Origin of the sequence: Bombella sp. ESL0380, assembly GCF_009725805.1 — a bacterium.
Taxonomy (GTDB): Bacteria; Pseudomonadota; Alphaproteobacteria; order Acetobacterales; family Acetobacteraceae; genus Bombella; species Bombella apis.
The window spans coordinates 66,113-81,071 of sequence record NZ_WNIH01000005.1 but is presented as its reverse complement, the minus strand read 5'-3'; the positions used below and the strand labels follow the sequence as shown (position 1 = coordinate 81,071).

Here is a 14,959-nt window from a genome sequence, read left to right as displayed (position 1 = left end):
GCGGGGTTTTTCGTGTCAGTGGTAGGAGTGGGAGGCTTCGTTGTTCTTGTGGGCCCGGACACAGGCCAGAACGCCGCTGACGGAGAGCAGGAAGGCAGCAGCTTCCCATATGGTGGGCAGGCGCTGCTCCCAGAGGAAGCCGTAGATCAGCGAGAAGAGCGTTTCGAACAGGATCATCTGCCCGACCATCGTCAGGGGCAGAAGATGGGTCATGCGGTTCCAGAACGCATTGGCGATGGTGGAGGAGAACAGCCCCACACCGCAGGAAATGAGGATAAAGCGTGTCCAGCCGGTCGTGGGCAGGTGCGCCGGCCAGAAGAAGGCGGCTGGCAGGAGAATGACCAGCGACAGGATACCGGCCATGACGCCCGTCAGCAGGTTCCATTCATCGCTCGTGATGTGATCCAGCTTTTTCAGCCAGTCAGAGTTGATGACATTGAACAGTGTCCAGCCCAGCAGGGACCCGATGGCCATCAGCAGGCCGACGGCCTGTAGCAGCGGGCCGGTATGATGCAGGGCGGAGCCGACAAAGAAATTCTGCCAGGAGATGCAGAGGATGCCCGCCGTGCTGAGCAGGATGGATGGGATGAGCTGGCGGAATGTGACAACGGCATTATGGCGACAGATGCCAGCCAGTGTCACCGTGACGGGGATGAAGCCGATGATGAGGGATGGCATGGCTACGCCGCTCAGCTGGATGGCCACGCCCATCATGCTGTAATAGCCCACGCTGCCCAGTATGGCGAGAAGTACGAGCGCCCGGAATGCCTTGAAGGTAAGGTGTGGCAGCAGCGTTTTCAGGCGTGGGAGAAGGATGAGAAGGGAGACGATCCCGAAGGTCAGATAGCGCAGCGTTGCCAGCTGAAAAGGCGTGAACGGGGCGACAAGCTCCGGGGCGAGAAATGTTATCCCCCAGAATGCTCCCGCCATGGCACCATAAGCGGTGCCCATGAGGATGGAACGTGTCATGCAGGCTCATTCTTGAATTGTTAATTATGCGATATGGGCCTGTGTTGTAGGTAATGGTGCCTGCGTCAAGAGGGAAGAGTGTTCAGCCGTGCTTCGCCGGACCGTGGGCACGGACGCAGGAGATGACCCCACTGATGGCCAGAACGATGGCGCAGGCCTCCAGAGGCCGGGGAAAACGCTGCTCCCAGAGGAAGCCGTAGAACAGGGAGAAGAGCGTCTCGAACAGGATCATCTGCCCGACCATCGTCAGGGGCAGCAGGCGTGTCATGCTGTTCCAGAACGCATTGGCCACGACCGAGGCCAGCAGGCCCATCCCGCAGGCAACCATGAGGAAATGCGCCCAGCCCGTGGCGGGCAGATGCTGCGGCAGCAGGAAGGCCAGAGGCAGCATGAGCAGGGCGAGAGCCCCGGTGACGAGACCCGTCAGCAGGTTCCAGTCATTGTGGGTGATGTGGTCAAGCCGCCGCAGCCAGTTGGCGTTCTTGACGACAAAGCCTGTCCAGCTGAGCAGGGCACAGGCCGCCATGAGCAGCCCGGCCAGCTGGACCCAGAGGCCGCCCTGATGCTGGGGAGAGGCATTGTGAAAATTCTGCCAGGCGATGCAGACAATGCCGCCTGCACTGAGCAGCATGGAAGGGACAAGCTGGCGGACATGCAGGGTGGAATCATGCCGCAGTGCTCCCACGAGGGTCACCGTGACAGGGATGAAACCGACGATCAGCGAGGGCATGGCTACGCCACAGAGCTGCACGGCCGTGCTGAGCAGGCTGTAATAGATGATGTTGCCCATCAGGCTGAGCCCCAGCAGGCCCCACCATTCGGCAGCACCCAGATGGGGAAGGAGTGTCTTCAGCTTCGGAGCGAGCAGCAGCAGGGCGATGACCCCATAGGTGACGAACCGGACAGACGCGAGCTGCAATGGTGCGAAGGGGCCGATCAGCTCCGGAGCGAGGAGGGACAGTCCCCACAATGCTCCTGCTGCGGCGCCGCAGGCAATGCCGGTGAAGGTGGAACGTGTCATGAAAAGGCCCGCTCTCTGCTCTGGAATGGAGGGTGTGACCTGTCGTGTGTTGAAGTTTGGGGTTCTTTCGTCAAGGGGGAATCGGGAGCATCTTCCTTTTTGGGGGGGAGAGTGTCACAGTGTGTGCATGGCCATAGACACTGCGTTTCTTGATGAACTGCGCCAGCGGACATCCCTTACATCCCTGTTCGGCCGGCGGAACAAGCTGGTCCGGTCCGGCCGGAACTGGAAAGTCTGCTGCCCCTTTCATGGGGAAAAGACGCCTTCGCTTTACATCTATGATGATCACTATCACTGCTTTGGCTGTGGCGCACATGGTGATGCGATCAGCTACATCATGCAGAGTGAGGGGGCCGGGTTCCGTGAGGCTGTCGAGCGGTTGGCGTCGGAAGCCGGGATGGAGGTTCCGGCTGATGACCCGCGGCAGGTCGAGAAGGCCCGTGTCCGGCAGACCCTGCATGATGTCATGGATGAGGTCCAGGCCATCTATCGCAGCAGGCTCTACCAGCCGGAAGGTCGTGCCGGGCTGGATTACCTGCAGAAGCGTGGCCTGAGTGAAGAGACGCTGGAGCGTTTCGGGCTCGGCTGGTCTGGTGACGGGCGCTCCCTGCTGAAGGCGCTGGAAGGGAAAAACATTACAGCGGCGACGCTGGTTCAGGTCGGGCTGATGCGGACCGATGAAAATGGGCACGCCAAGGGCGAGCTGTTCTTCAACCGGGTCATGTTTCCGATCCGGGACAGGAAGGGGCGGATCATCTCTTTCGGCGGGCGTGTTCTGGGGGATGGCCAGCCCAAATATCTGAATGGGCCAGAGACAGAAATCTTTTCCAAAAGACGGACACTCTTCAATATCGATCTGGCACGGCAGGCCATCCACAAGGGCGCAAAGGCCGTGGTGGTGGAAGGGTACATGGATGTCATTGCCATGGCTCAGGCAGGTTTTGCCGGGGCTGTGGCGCCATTGGGTACGGCTCTGGGCGATGAGCAGCTGGAACTGCTCTGGCGGATGACGGACACGCCCATCATCTGTTTTGATGGTGATGGCGCCGGGCAGCGTGCGGCCCTGCGGTCCTGCGAGGTTGCCCTGCCATTGCTGAAGGTCGGGCGCAGCCTGCGGTTCTGTCGTCTGGATGGTGGAGATGACCCTGATTCCCTTCTCCGGCGGGAGGGCGTACAGGGCATGGAGCGCCGTCTTGCGGCTGCCCGCCCGATGGAAGAAGAGCTGTTCGGCCTGCTGGCAGCGCAGGAGCGTGACCCGACGCCCGAGCGGCGGGCGGCCTTGCGGGAGAAACTCAATGCCCTGGCCCGGATGATTCCGGACAAGGTGCTGGCTGGTGAATATCGCAGCACGTTGAACGATATGTTCTTCGCCCGCTATCGCCGTCAGAAGCCGGGATGGGGGAGGCGTGGGCAGCAGGACAGCATGACCGCCTCTGTCATTCCGGTCTCAGCGGAGCGCACCGTAGAGGAGGGCAGTGGTGAACGGCTGAACATTCTCACGGCCATCCTGCTCCAGCATCCGGACATATTGCCGGGTATTGACCGGGAGTATAATGCGCTGGCCCTGTCGGGCTCTCTCGCCGACATCCGTACGGCCCTGTTGAGCTGGGCTGATGAATGTACCGGTGCCCTGACGGCGGAAAGCTGCCGGGAGTGGATGGCCGGGCAGGGGCTGGCAGATGCGGTGGCAGCACTGTGCAGCAGTTCCATGCCCCGGCAGGTGCGGGTGGAGGATGATGAGGACCGCATGCAGGCGGTCATGAAGCTTTGGTGGCATTTCTATGCGCTGGAAAATCTCAGGACACTTCAGGAAACAGTGGAAGAAGAGGTGCGCCGGACAGTGGAGCAGCTTCTGAATTCTTCCTCCGAATCGGATGAGGCAACGAAGCGGACATTACTGGCGGCGATGCAGGCCAAGCAGAACGTGCTGTTTGCCCTCCGCCGGGGAGAAAGCCCGCAGCTGGAGCCGGAAGACGGCTGAAGTAGCGGATGGACGTTGAGCCCGATGCCCGGGATAAAGCACGCAATCGCAACTTTCTGGTGCCCCGGTCCTTGACTTGGAGGGCTGGATTAACCAATTCCAAGCTGCCCCATTACTGGCTTTCGAGTAAAGTTGACGGAGAGACGCATGGCCACAAAATCAGCCTCTGGATCAGACAGGAATGCACCAGAGCAGGACAGTTCTCCGCTTGATGTGCAGTCCTCGGCCGTCAAGAAGCTGATTGCCAAGGGGCGGTCTGCCGGTCACATCACGTTTGATGAACTGAATGCCATCCTCCCGCAGGACAAGATGTCTTCCGAGCAGATCGAGGACGTCATGGCTGCCCTCTCCGAAATGGGGATACAGGTGGTCGAAAGCGTGGACAAGGAGGAAGAAGAGGGCAGTAGCGAAGACCGTTCTGGCAATGACGACGCCTCGGATGACGAGGCGAATGGTGGTAATGTCGATGCTGTTGCGGCCAGCCGGACGGATGACCCTGTCCGCATGTATCTCCGTGAGATGGGAGCGGTGGAGCTCCTTTCCCGTGAGGGTGAGATTGCCATTGCCAAGCGTATTGAGGCCGGGCGTGGAGAGATGATCGGAGGGCTGTGCCGCAGCCCGCTGACCTTCCAGTCCATCCTGGGCTGGTATGAGCAGCTCAAGAACGAGACGCTGCTCCTGCGTGAGGTGATCGATCTTGAGGCCAGCCAGAGCGACCCTGAATCGCCAGAGGATATGGAAGACCTGACATCCGAGGAAGAGAACGAACCGGATGACGAGTCTGAGGACAGTGATGGAGATGGCAGTGGCAGCGAGGGGAGTGGCCTGTCACTCTCTGCGCTGGAGGAAAAACTCCGCCCGGACATCATGCTGCTGTTTGAAGCCTTCGAGCCGCTTTATCAGAAGCTGATAAAGATGCAGAGCCAGCGTCTCAAGGTCCTGCTGGAAGGGCGGTCCCCGTCCGATACGGATGAGAAGAAATATAACAAGCTGCGGACGGAACTTGTCGCTCTTGTGGAGCGGATGCGCCTGCACAACAATCGTATTGAGGAGCTGGTCCAGTCCCTGAAGGCTCATGTGCAGAAGCTGAATGCCGTTGAGGGGCGGATGCTGCGTCTGGCAGAAACATGCAAGATTCCCCGTGAAGATTTCATGGACCGGTATCGTCATCAGGAGCTGGCGCCGGACTGGATCGAAGGCATCTGCCAGCTTCCCGGCAAAGGCTGGAAGACCCTGACAAGCAAGCACCTCCCCGCCCTTGAGAAAATGCGGGACGAAGTGGCTGCCCTGGCCAAGGAAACTGGCCTGCCGGTGGATGAGTTCCGTCTGGTCTATCAGACCATTTCCCGTGGGGAACGTGATTCCACCCGGGCAAAGAAGGAGATGATTGAGGCCAATCTGCGGCTGGTGATCTCCATTGCCAAGAAATACACCAATCGTGGCCTTCAGTTCCTTGACCTGATCCAGGAAGGGAACATCGGCCTGATGAAGGCGGTAGACAAGTTTGAATATCGCCGTGGCTACAAGTTCTCCACCTATGCGACATGGTGGATCCGTCAGGCGATTACCCGCTCCATTGCCGATCAGGCCAAGACAATCCGTATCCCCGTGCACATGATCGAGACGATCAACAAGCTGGTGCGGACATCCCGGCAGATGCTGCATGAAATTGGCCGTGAGCCCGCCCCGGAAGAACTTGCTGAAAAGCTGGGGATGCCGCTGGAGAAAGTCCGCAAGGTCCTCAAGATCGCCAAGGAACCGATTTCCCTTGAGACACCGATCGGTGATGAGGAAGACAGCCATCTTGGTGACTTCATTGAGGACAAGACCGCCGTCATTCCGCTGGATGCCGCCATCCAGACGAACCTGCGTGAGGCAACGACCCGTGTTCTGGCCTCTCTGACGCCTCGTGAGGAGCGTGTGCTGCGTATGCGCTTTGGTATCGGCATGAACACCGATCACACGCTGGAGGAAGTGGGCCAGCAGTTCAATGTGACCCGTGAGCGTATCCGCCAGATTGAGGCCAAGGCGCTCCGCAAGCTCAAGCATCCGAGCCGCAGCCGCAAGCTGCGCTCCTTCCTTGATGATTGATCCGCTTTGCCGGTAAGGGCCTCGGGCTCTGCCGGTTTTCCTTGCCTTTGGGCCGTTTTTGTGCTTAAAGGCCGCTTTCCCTGCCGTGCGCTATGGCGGCGCAACGGCTATACCCGGCACTCCTTCGTTGGGGGAGTGCGGTCAGGCCAGCACTGGGCTGGTCCGGGTTGACCTTATCCGAAGGGAGTTTTCATGCCACTTTATGAGACCGTGCTGATTGCACGTAACGATGTCTCTCAGGCTCAGGTTGAAACCCTGGTCGAGAACATCTCCGGTATTCTTGGCGAGCACGGCGGGACCATCCGCAAGCGTGAGTTCTGGGGTCTGCGTACCCTTGCTTACCGCATCAAGAAGAACCGCAAGGGCCATTATGTCCTGCTGGGGATTGAAGCCCCGGTCGAGGCCATGAACGAGATGAGCCGTCAGATGGGCCTGCATGACGATGTCCTGCGTCTGCTGACACTCCGTGTTGATGAGATCGATGAGACACCGTCCCCGATCCTGTCCCGCAAGGATGATCGTGGTGACCGTGGGTCCCGTGGTGGGGCTCGCAGCGGTGGGCGTTATGAGAGCGGTCGTGGCGGCCGTCGTCATAACGATTCCTCAGAGACGCGCGATCACAACGCGGCTGCAGCGGAGTAAGAAACCATGTCAGACACAAACACGACACCGGCAGTCAACCCTGCCTCCCGCCGTCTGGCTGTTGGGGCACGTCGTCCCTTCTACCGCCGTCGGAAATCCTGCCCGTTCTCCGGTGCGAACGCTCCGAAGATCGACTACAAGGACGTGCGTCTTCTGAGCCGTTTCCTGTCCGAGCGTGGCAAGATCGTTCCCAGCCGCATCACGGCAGTGTCGGCCAAAAAGCAGCGTGAACTGGCGCAGGCGATCAAGCGCGCCCGCTTCCTCGCCCTGCTCCCTTACGTTGTAAACTGAGGAGCACGACATGTCTCAGACATCACTGATTCTGCTTCAGCGTGTGGAAAATCTCGGCCAGATGGGCGACGTCGTCCGTGTGAAGCCGGGTTATGCCCGCAACTTCCTCCTGCCCAAGGGCAAGGCCCTGCGTGCCACGGCTGCAAACCGTGCCCGTTTTGATAACGAGCGCGCCCAGCTGGAAGCCCAGAACATCCGCAAGCGTGAAGAGGCTGAGCGTCTTTCCGAGCGTATGCATGGCCTGAGCGTGACGCTGATCCGTCAGGCTGGTGACAGCGGCAGCCTCTATGGCTCCGTGACACCGCGTGACATCGCTGCCGCTGCCACGGCTGCTGGCCTGACAGTGGCCCGCCAGCAGGTTGTGCTGGATGAGCCGATCAAGGTTCTTGGCCTTGTGGAAGCCCGCATCATCCTGCACCCGGAAGTCTCCATCCAGATCACGGTCAATGTGGCCCGTTCTGAGGAAGAGGCCGAGCGTCAGGCCCGTGGTGAGGCCGTTGGTCATGAAGAGGAAGAGGACAATATCCTCGGTGAGCTTCATGCCGAGCAGGCTGCTGAAGAGGCTGCGGCTGAGTCCGCTGCTCTGGCAGCTGAAGGCGAAGTTGCTGAAGGCGCTGGTCACGAGGGCTGATCTTCGATCATTCCTTTCGGACATCGTCCAGAAGAACCCGGCAGGCAAGGCGCCTGCCGGGTTTTTTCTTTTTGGGGGCGGGAAGAAAGTGACGCCTTTCAGCTGATGACGTTTTTCCAGTATGCTGGGGGGCTTGCCATATTGCTGGACTATGCCAAAGTCTGAAAAAGCAGTTGAAGCAGGGGGTTGGTAGCAACAGACCTGTTTCGTTCCGAATCAGGATGGAATAACGCATGAAATCGGTTCTTGATGCTCTGCTGAAGCGCTTCATTTATTTTGGTAGCCTGTCCGTGACCTATAGCGACGGCACGGTGCGACAGTATCAGGGAGAAAGGCCGGGGCGCAGGGCTGCTGTCCGGATCCTTACAGCCGCAGCGGAGAGGGCACTGGCTCTCAAACCGGCGCTTGCCTTCGGTGAAGAATATATGAACGGCACGGTCGTGCCTGATGGCTGTTCGCTGGAGGACGTCCTGTGGGTCATCATACCCAATGTGGAGCGTGGGGGGCTGTTGAGTGAGGATATCAGCGGCAGGCTGCGTTATGTCAGCCGTGTGCTGCGCCCTCTGAACTCGCTCAAGCGTTCCCGCAGCAATGTCGCTCATCATTATGACCTCAATGGCAGCCTGTATGAGCTGTTTCTCGATAAGGACAGACAGTATTCCTGCGCCTATTTCGAGCATGATGGCATGTCGCTTGATGATGCTCAGCGTGCCAAGAAGCGGCACATTGCTGCCAAGCTGAACCTGAATCAGCCGGGGCTGGAGGTTCTGGATATTGGCTGTGGCTGGGGTGGCATGGCCCTGACGCTTGCCCGGGATTACGGTGCAAAGGTGACGGGTATTACCCTGTCCGTTGAACAGCTTCAGGTGGCCCGTAAGAGGGCACAGGATGAGAAGCTGGATCATCTTGTGTCATTTGAGCTGCTGGATTACCGGACGCTGAAAAAGCAGTTCGACCGTATCGTGTCTGTCGGCATGTTCGAGCATGTCGGGGTGCGGCAGTATGAGACCTTCTTCAACCACATCAAGCGGCTTCTGAAACCGGATGGCGTGGCGGTCATTCATTCCATCGGGCGGATGGATGGGCCGGGCATGACCAATCCGTGGATTTCGAAATATATTTTCCCCGGCGGTTATTCTCCGGCCCTGAGCGAGACACTGGCTGCACTGGAGCAGACAGGTCTGTGGTTGACGGATTGCGAGGTCTGGCGCCTGCATTACGCCAAGACACTGGCACACTGGCGGAAGCGTTTTGATGGGAACAGGGAAAAGATACGGGCCCTGTATGATGACCGTTTCGTGCGGATGTTCGAGCTTTATCTGCTGGCCAGTGAGCTGGCCTTCCGTATTCAGGGGCATATGAACTTCCAGCTTCAGATCACCCGGGGCATTGAAGCGGTGCCGCTGACCCGTGATTACATGTTTGAGGCTGAAAATGCCCAGCGGGAAAAAGACAGAGCGAAGACGGGAGGTTGAGCCTGTCGATAGGTCCGTGAAGAAGAAAGCCCTCCAGATAAATGATGGGGGGCTTTCTGTTTATGTATCGTTCTGCTTTTGCTGGAGATGACAGCGGGCGAGGCTGTCAAATTCGGCAATGGAGAGCGTCTCTGCCCGTCTGGTCGGGTCGATGCCGGTTTCTTCCAGCAGTATGGCCCCCTTGATGGGTTTTAGCGCAGCCCGCAGCATCTTGCGGCGCTGCCCGAAGGCTGCTGCCGTGACCTGTTCCATGGCCTTGAACAAGGGCGGAGAAGGCTGCTCAGCATGAGGGATGATGAGCGCCACAGCTGAGTGGACCTTGGGTGGTGGTGAGAAGGCCCCCGGTGGCAGGGTCAAGGCGATGGAGCAGTCAGCGCACCATTGTGAAAGAACGGCCAGCCGCCCGTAAGCGGAGGTGCCGGGGGCGGCGCAGACCCGTTCAGCCACCTCTTTCTGGAACATCAGAGCCATGCGGGACCATTGGCCGGCCTGTCGTAGCCAGCCTACAAGAAGAGGGGTGGCGACATTATAGGGCAGATTGGCGATGATCTGTCGGGGGGCGGGGGCGAGCTGGGCCGCATCCAGCTTCAGCGCATCCTGGCGGACGATGTGCAGCTGGTCTGGATAATGGGTCTGAAGCTCTTCAAGGAGAGGCCAGGCCCGTCGGTCAATTTCAACAGCATGAACGCTTCTGGCATTGGATTGCAGCAGGGCCCGGGTCAGCCCCCCCGGCCCGGGACCGATCTCCACGACGTGACTGTCGGTCAGATTGCCGCCCAGAGCGGCAATGCGCATGCAGAGCGTGGGGTCCAGCAGGAAGTGCTGGCCGAGTGTCTTGAGGGCGTCCAGCCCATGCGCCCGGATGCTCTCCCGCAGGGAAGGAAGGGGGGGCAGGGCAGTCTCGGGTGTCATCCGTGGGACAATACGGTTTTGGCGGCCGGACGGAGCTTGATGATGGCGTGGCGGCGCAGGGAACGCTGGAGCTGCTGGGAGGCCTGCTCAACACGTTCATTCATCAGCTGGTCGGCAATCTGGCCGGGTGTCTGCTGTGCCAGATTGCGTTCTTCACGGGAGCAGACCATGATGAGCGCAATGCCATCCGGTGCCACAAGCGGGCGGGAGACATGCCCCGTGGGGATTTTCTCCACGACCTGCCGCATCTGCGGCGCAAGACGCTCCATGACCTGAAGGCCAGGATTGCTGGGGCGGGTATTGCCCAGGGAGGTGTTCAGACTCTCCATCTCATTGCAGCTTTTGATGGTCTGGGACGCATGAAGAGCTTTCTGGAGGGAGAGCTTCTGCTGGTCTGTCGGTTCAGCTGGATTCAGGGCAGAGCTGAAGGGGAAGAAAGCCTGCCTCATGCTGAGGAGTGTCCCCATCTGCTTGCCGATGGTCCGGCGGGCATGAACAGTGACAATGGCGTAACCGCCGGGAACCTTGATGGGGTTGGAGATGGCATTTTCCGGCATTTTTCTGATGACGGAAAGTACTTCCGGCTCGATGTTGTCTTCCTGCATCCATCCGCGGGAGCCCCCCTGAAGGGCGGACTGGTCCTGTGAGAACTGGGCTGCCACGATGGGAAAGGGAGCTCCGTTGCGCAGCTGTGTAATGATGGTCTTCACAAAGGAGAGTTCCGTCTCATCATGACGGGGATCAATGACAGGGATGAAGATTTCACTGATGAAATATTGCGGGCGGCCTGCTTCATTCTGAAGGGCCTGCTCACGCTGGGTGATCTGGAGGGGGGTCACACGGCTGCGAACGCCGAGGTCTTCCCGGAGAACCTGCATCCAGCCGATCTGGACACGCAGCTGGTCGATCAGGGTCGTCAGGGAGATACCATCCGCTTTCAGGCGGTTCCGCAGGGCATTTTCCGGCATGCCATTGCGGGCCTCAATGGTGTGGATAGCCTCGGCAATCTGCTCAGGTTCGACATTGATGTGTCGGCCAAGGATTTCCTGCATTTTCAGCCGTTCATCAATCAGCTGGTTGATGAGCTGGCTGCGCATCCGTGCCATGATTTCGGGGGTGAGGGGCAGCCCGGTGGAAACGGCAAACAGTCGGGCCCGGTCTTCCACATCACGCTGTGTGAGGATCTGCCCGTTCACGATCGCAATGATCTGGTCTTCTGTCAGGGCAGAGGGAGAACCTGCTTGGTCTGATGGGGTCGCAGCTGCCTGCTTCTGGGCTGGGGCCTGCCCATGGCGGGCGGCCACGGCGCCACCGCCGACCATCAGGGCGGCGCAGGCTGTCAGGGGCAGAAGGGTGGAGCGGAAGAGACGGGAGCAGAAGGACGTGGTCAAGATCATTTTCCGAACGTACCGAGAGATTTGAGTGAAATGCTGAAGCCGACATTCGGTTTAGGACGCCGCCCACCGATGCGGGTATTCTGACGGGAAATATAGATGTTCAATGTGAGACAGTCATTAGAGTAACCGATTGCACCTCCGTTCGCCACAAATTCCTTACGGGAAAGACTGCGCCTCGTATAATAGGAAAAGTGAAAGTTTTTCCAGCGGCCCGTGACGCCCCCGCTGATCTCGCTTGTCTTGCTGAGATAGGGATTGTTCAGGATTGTGGGGTCCAGATGTCTGAAATGCGGGGTGTAGTAATAGTAATATGATGTTATCGGCTCATAGACATACCCGGCCGACACACGCAGGAAAGGCAGCCCGGCAGAAACGAGCCCTTCCCCGTAATCGAAGCTCCGGCTGTAGGGATTGAAGCGCCCGCGGGCTGTCAGGTCGAAAAAGCGCGACGGTGTCATCTGGATCCGTCCGACAGGGTCGGAGAAGGTGTGCTGGACACCAGAATAGGCAAGATAGGCCGGACCACCACGGGTGGGGTGCTCGATGAAGCTCTCCCCGATCAGCATGTCGATGGAGCGGCCATTCCAGCTCCAGTTCTGATGCAGGCCGATATTGGCCCGCAGGCCACCATCAAGCCGGTCGGTGCCCATGTACCGGTTCAGCGCGAACAGCGTCGTATCGTTGAATTCGTAGGCGAAGCTGTCTTCATTGGGGAGCTGTCTGTGCAGGGCATTACCGGTATTGGGGGCGGCGATCAGCTGCACGATGGGCTCAAGAACCTGCGTGCCATGCCCTTTGGCAAAGGAGCGGAGAAAGGGCCAGCTGACCTTGACAGCCACCGTCGGCTGGGCCTGCCCCCGGACATGGGAGCCTGCATTTTCATAGAGCGGCTGCTCATGCATGCGGGTGGCGTGGTAGAGCATGGAGTCAACACGAGCGGTCAGCACCCATTGCTGTCCCCAACGGTTGGTCCATGGGCGATCCCACTGGAGGGCAAGCTCGCCACGCTGGTCGTTGGCACCACGCTCGCGCAGGACCACGAAATCGGTCGTGTGGATGCTCAGCCGCCCGCCGAGCCGGTCCGGCTCTCCCTGGAACTCATAGGTGAAGCGGGGCAGGGAATAGGGCAGGTCCCTGTTGTTGATGAGCCCCTGGTTCAGCCCCTGATAGACCTGCGTATCCAGCCGGAGATAGGAGCCGACCCCGAAGCCTTCCAGATAGGCGTTGGAATTGAGCGTGTCGTTGCCATAGCCTGGCAGGCTGTAGTCGCGCATGTAGTTGGCTGAGGTGGCACGATTGGCATTGAAGCCAACCCGCCAGTGCGGAGAGAGATTGAACTCGCCACGGCTGGCGATATAGGCCTGTGCGCCGTGTTCTTTCCCGCCGTTGCTGAGCTCGCCAAAGGCGTTGTAGAAGGGCCGTCCCCGCAGGGTGTCATCAGCCACCCCGCCCTCAAAACGGATATAACCGTTGTTCAGGCGGTTGCGGTAGATGGTGGAAAGCTGCGGGCCGGATTTGGTGGAGACCAGCGGTGTGAAGGTGGCGTCCTGATGTCCGTCAATGACCCAGTAATAGGGCAGGCTGAAGACCGTACCCAGATAATGGTCATGGGGTTTGACATTGAAATTCAGCAGGCCACTGTGGCGTTGTGAGCTGGGATCCGTGACAGGCAGATAAGGAAAATAGAAGACCGGCACACCAAGGACATGCAGCCAGGCCCGGTCGAACTCTATGTTCTGGTTGTCCTTGTCCTGCGTCATGCCATGGGCCTTGATGTCCCAGACGGGTGAGCGCTCGGGGTGAGCCGCACAGACGGGACAGGCCGTATAGACGGGGTTGGCGAAATCCGTCACGCGGCTGTTGCTCCGGCGCATGCCGCTGCTGGAGAGTTTGGCCTCATCTGGCATGCGGACATACATGGAGGAGCTGACAGCATCTTTCATGCCGTGGGCCAGCTCGACATGGTCAGCGTAGGCGATGGTCCCGTCAGGCTGTGTCAGGGCTACATGATGGATGGCCCTGATGATGCCTGCTGCCCGGTCGTAGGTGACCGTATCAGCCCGGAGGGTCTGCTCGCCCTGCCAGAGGCGGACATTCCCCTCCAGAATGAGCAGCCCGGTTTTATCGTAGCTTTCATGGTCGGCCAGATACGTCACCGGGTCTGAGCTGGAAACACGCCCATCTGCTGAACTGTCCGTCGTCGGGCTGGAGGGCAGAGTGCGGGCATTCTTCGGGGCTTTTGCCCGGGGAGCTGTGCCCGCCATGGCTGCCGTGCTGTCGGGAGTGGTCTGCGGGGCGGGCTGGGCAGAGGCAGGAATGACCTGAAGCAGGGCCCCCAGGGCTGTCCCTGCAAGGGCCTGGCTAAGCAGTGACCGGGGCTTTCCAGCGCGGAATGGAAAGTCATCAGACAGTGGCATCAGCCATCCTCCAAGTGCAGCAGCAGGGCTGCGGCAAGACACAAACCGGCACCCGCCGGACCCCATGCAGCAGGGAACGGGGGTAGAGCTCCAGACTTTCCCAGCTGCTCGGCTATTTTGGAGACAGCAAAAAGGGCAAAGCCAGCGGTGACACCAACGCCCAGCATGCGCATGATCCCGCCCCGCCCGGCTGGGCGCATGGAAAAACCGGCGGAAACAAGCGTCATGGTGACGGCCAGCATAGGAAGGGCCAGTAGCCCTTGAAAGTGGAGACGATAAGGTATCGTGGAAAAACCGGAATGACGCAACAGTTTAATCACCCCGGGCAATGCCCAGAGGGACAGGGCATCGGCCGGAAGGGTGCGCTGTTTTAAGGTTTCCGCAGTGATTCCGGAGGGGAACAGGCTGTCATTTTTCCATTGTGGGGGATGGCCATCCGAAAGGACAAGAACGCCATGGAGTCTCCACAAGCCATCCGCAAGCAGACCTTCGGAGACTTCCATCCGCTGCTGGAGTGTCATGTCATGACCCAGCCGGAAGATGGTGATGGCCTGCCCGCGCAGGGTCCGGCCCTGCTGCTGGAGTGTGCCGATATGAAAAATGACATCACCATGGGCAGCCGGATTGCCGGGGTCCCGTATCCATAGATCGGAAAAACGGGTTCCGTCATGGTCGTGCTGGCCCCGCAGCCATGTCTTGTCCAGCTGGGCCGCCAGCCCGTAGCTGAAGGAGGAAAGGGGCGACAGCCCGGCACTGACGGCAAGTCCCATCAGCGCGGCACAGAGCGCAGGGCTGGTGAGAACCTGCCAGGCGGATATTCCCGCCGCCCGTGTTACGACAAGTTCGGAAGACCGGGCCAGACGGGAGAAGCAGATCACACCCCCCAGCAATATGGCAAAGGGCAGGATATAGATCACATAATACGGCACATGCAGGGCGGTGATTTCCAGCACGCGCATGAGGCCAGCCTCTGGATGGGCGGCAGCCCGACGGAGGAGGTCGATGAAGTCAAACAGGGAGATCAGTCCGGTCAGGGCCAATAGGGTCAGGCACGTTGTCATGACGAACCGGCGGCCGACATAACGGGCAAGAGTGAAAGAGAAACCGGAATGGACCATGGGGGCGCAGCGCT

At 59.6% G+C, this 14,959-nt stretch carries 12 protein-coding genes; 6 read left to right on the top strand and 6 right to left on the bottom strand.

Annotated features, from left to right (window positions below):
• Positions 1 to 15: 15 nt before the first annotated feature.
• Together GM608_RS06060 and GM608_RS06055 are read right to left on the bottom strand one after the other, a co-directional pair.
• Positions 16 to 969 carry a DMT family transporter gene (locus tag GM608_RS06060; protein ID WP_081562871.1) on the bottom strand — a complete coding sequence of 318 codons (954 nt, stop codon included), beginning with the start codon at positions 967 to 969 and terminating at the stop codon, positions 16 to 18.
• 82 nt (positions 970 to 1,051) lie between these two features.
• Positions 1,052 to 1,990, bottom strand: a complete 939-nt coding sequence (locus GM608_RS06055) for a DMT family transporter (protein ID WP_043557891.1) — start codon at positions 1,988 to 1,990, stop codon at positions 1,052 to 1,054.
• Between the two features lie 127 nt (positions 1,991 to 2,117).
• On the opposite strand from GM608_RS06055, the gene dnaG reads away from it, so the two are divergent.
• The 6 genes from dnaG to GM608_RS06025 all read left to right on the top strand — a co-directional run bounded on the left by dnaG (position 2,118) and on the right by GM608_RS06025 (position 9,101).
• Positions 2,118 to 3,971 carry a DNA primase gene (gene dnaG / locus GM608_RS06050; RefSeq protein WP_043557892.1) on the top strand — a complete coding sequence of 618 codons (1,854 nt, stop codon included), beginning with the start codon at positions 2,118 to 2,120 and terminating at the stop codon, positions 3,969 to 3,971.
• Positions 3,972 to 4,118: 147 nt separating this feature from the next.
• Positions 4,119 to 6,062 (top strand): RNA polymerase sigma factor RpoD, encoded by a 1,944-nt coding sequence (gene rpoD / locus GM608_RS06045; protein WP_043557893.1) that lies wholly within the window; start codon positions 4,119 to 4,121, stop codon positions 6,060 to 6,062.
• A 192-nt stretch (positions 6,063 to 6,254) separates the two neighbouring features.
• Complete coding sequence (rpsF, locus tag GM608_RS06040; protein WP_043557894.1) at positions 6,255 to 6,704, top strand: 30S ribosomal protein S6; 450 nt, start codon at positions 6,255 to 6,257, stop codon at positions 6,702 to 6,704.
• A 6-nt stretch (positions 6,705 to 6,710) separates the two neighbouring features.
• Positions 6,711 to 6,995 carry a 30S ribosomal protein S18 gene (gene rpsR / locus GM608_RS06035; RefSeq protein WP_043557896.1) on the top strand — a complete coding sequence of 95 codons (285 nt, stop codon included), beginning with the start codon at positions 6,711 to 6,713 and terminating at the stop codon, positions 6,993 to 6,995.
• Between the two features lie 10 nt (positions 6,996 to 7,005).
• The gene (gene rplI, locus GM608_RS06030) at positions 7,006 to 7,626 is read left to right on the top strand and encodes a 50S ribosomal protein L9 (RefSeq protein WP_043557897.1); all 621 of its coding nucleotides are present in this window, start codon (positions 7,006 to 7,008) and stop codon (positions 7,624 to 7,626) included.
• A 233-nt stretch (positions 7,627 to 7,859) separates the two neighbouring features.
• A complete protein-coding gene (locus GM608_RS06025) occupies positions 7,860 to 9,101 on the top strand; it encodes a cyclopropane-fatty-acyl-phospholipid synthase family protein (RefSeq protein ID WP_043557898.1) in 1,242 nt (413 codons plus the stop codon).
• Between the two features lie 60 nt (positions 9,102 to 9,161).
• On the opposite strand, the gene rsmA is transcribed toward GM608_RS06025, so the two are convergent.
• Genes rsmA through lptG form a run of 4 tightly spaced genes read right to left on the bottom strand, consistent with a single transcriptional unit; the run spans position 9,162 to position 14,945 of the window.
• Positions 9,162 to 10,013 (bottom strand): 16S rRNA (adenine(1518)-N(6)/adenine(1519)-N(6))-dimethyltransferase RsmA, encoded by an 852-nt coding sequence (gene rsmA / locus GM608_RS06020; RefSeq protein WP_333645223.1) that lies wholly within the window; start codon positions 10,011 to 10,013, stop codon positions 9,162 to 9,164.
• Positions 10,010 to 11,410: a peptidylprolyl isomerase gene (locus GM608_RS06015; protein WP_408863039.1), complete on the bottom strand. Its 1,401-nt coding sequence runs from the start codon at positions 11,408 to 11,410 to the stop codon at positions 10,010 to 10,012. The genes rsmA and GM608_RS06015 overlap by 4 nt, the downstream gene beginning before the upstream one ends.
• Positions 11,407 to 13,827 (bottom strand): LPS assembly protein LptD, encoded by a 2,421-nt coding sequence (locus tag GM608_RS06010; RefSeq protein WP_333645221.1) that lies wholly within the window; start codon positions 13,825 to 13,827, stop codon positions 11,407 to 11,409. The genes GM608_RS06015 and GM608_RS06010 overlap by 4 nt, the downstream gene beginning before the upstream one ends.
• Complete coding sequence (gene lptG, locus GM608_RS06005; protein ID WP_081562877.1) at positions 13,827 to 14,945, bottom strand: LPS export ABC transporter permease LptG; 1,119 nt, start codon at positions 14,943 to 14,945, stop codon at positions 13,827 to 13,829. The genes GM608_RS06010 and lptG overlap by 1 nt, the downstream gene beginning before the upstream one ends.
• Positions 14,946 to 14,959: the final 14 nt, after the last annotated feature.

What these genes read in the sequence shown, in the direction of transcription:
- GM608_RS06025 (WP_043557898.1), top strand. Translation starts at nt 7,860, where the DNA reads ATGAAATCGGTTCTTGATGCTCTGCTGAAGCGCTTCATTTATTTTGGT.
- rpsF (WP_043557894.1), top strand. Translation starts at nt 6,255, where the DNA reads ATGCCACTTTATGAGACCGTGCTGATTGCACGTAACGATGTCTCTCAG.
- GM608_RS06055 (WP_043557891.1), bottom strand. Translation starts at nt 1,990, where the DNA reads ATGACACGTTCCACCTTCACCGGCATTGCCTGCGGCGCCGCAGCAGGA.
- GM608_RS06010 (WP_333645221.1), bottom strand. Translation starts at nt 13,827, where the DNA reads ATGCCACTGTCTGATGACTTTCCATTCCGCGCTGGAAAGCCCCGGTCA.
- rsmA (WP_333645223.1), bottom strand. Translation starts at nt 10,013, where the DNA reads ATGACACCCGAGACTGCCCTGCCCCCCCTTCCTTCCCTGCGGGAGAGC.
- rpoD (WP_043557893.1), top strand. Translation starts at nt 4,119, where the DNA reads ATGGCCACAAAATCAGCCTCTGGATCAGACAGGAATGCACCAGAGCAG.
- rpsR (WP_043557896.1), top strand. Translation starts at nt 6,711, where the DNA reads ATGTCAGACACAAACACGACACCGGCAGTCAACCCTGCCTCCCGCCGT.
- GM608_RS06015 (WP_408863039.1), bottom strand. Translation starts at nt 11,410, where the DNA reads ATGATCTTGACCACGTCCTTCTGCTCCCGTCTCTTCCGCTCCACCCTT.
- rplI (WP_043557897.1), top strand. Translation starts at nt 7,006, where the DNA reads ATGTCTCAGACATCACTGATTCTGCTTCAGCGTGTGGAAAATCTCGGC.
- lptG (WP_081562877.1), bottom strand. Translation starts at nt 14,945, where the DNA reads ATGGTCCATTCCGGTTTCTCTTTCACTCTTGCCCGTTATGTCGGCCGC.
- GM608_RS06060 (WP_081562871.1), bottom strand. Translation starts at nt 969, where the DNA reads ATGACACGTTCCATCCTCATGGGCACCGCTTATGGTGCCATGGCGGGA.
- dnaG (WP_043557892.1), top strand. Translation starts at nt 2,118, where the DNA reads ATGGCCATAGACACTGCGTTTCTTGATGAACTGCGCCAGCGGACATCC.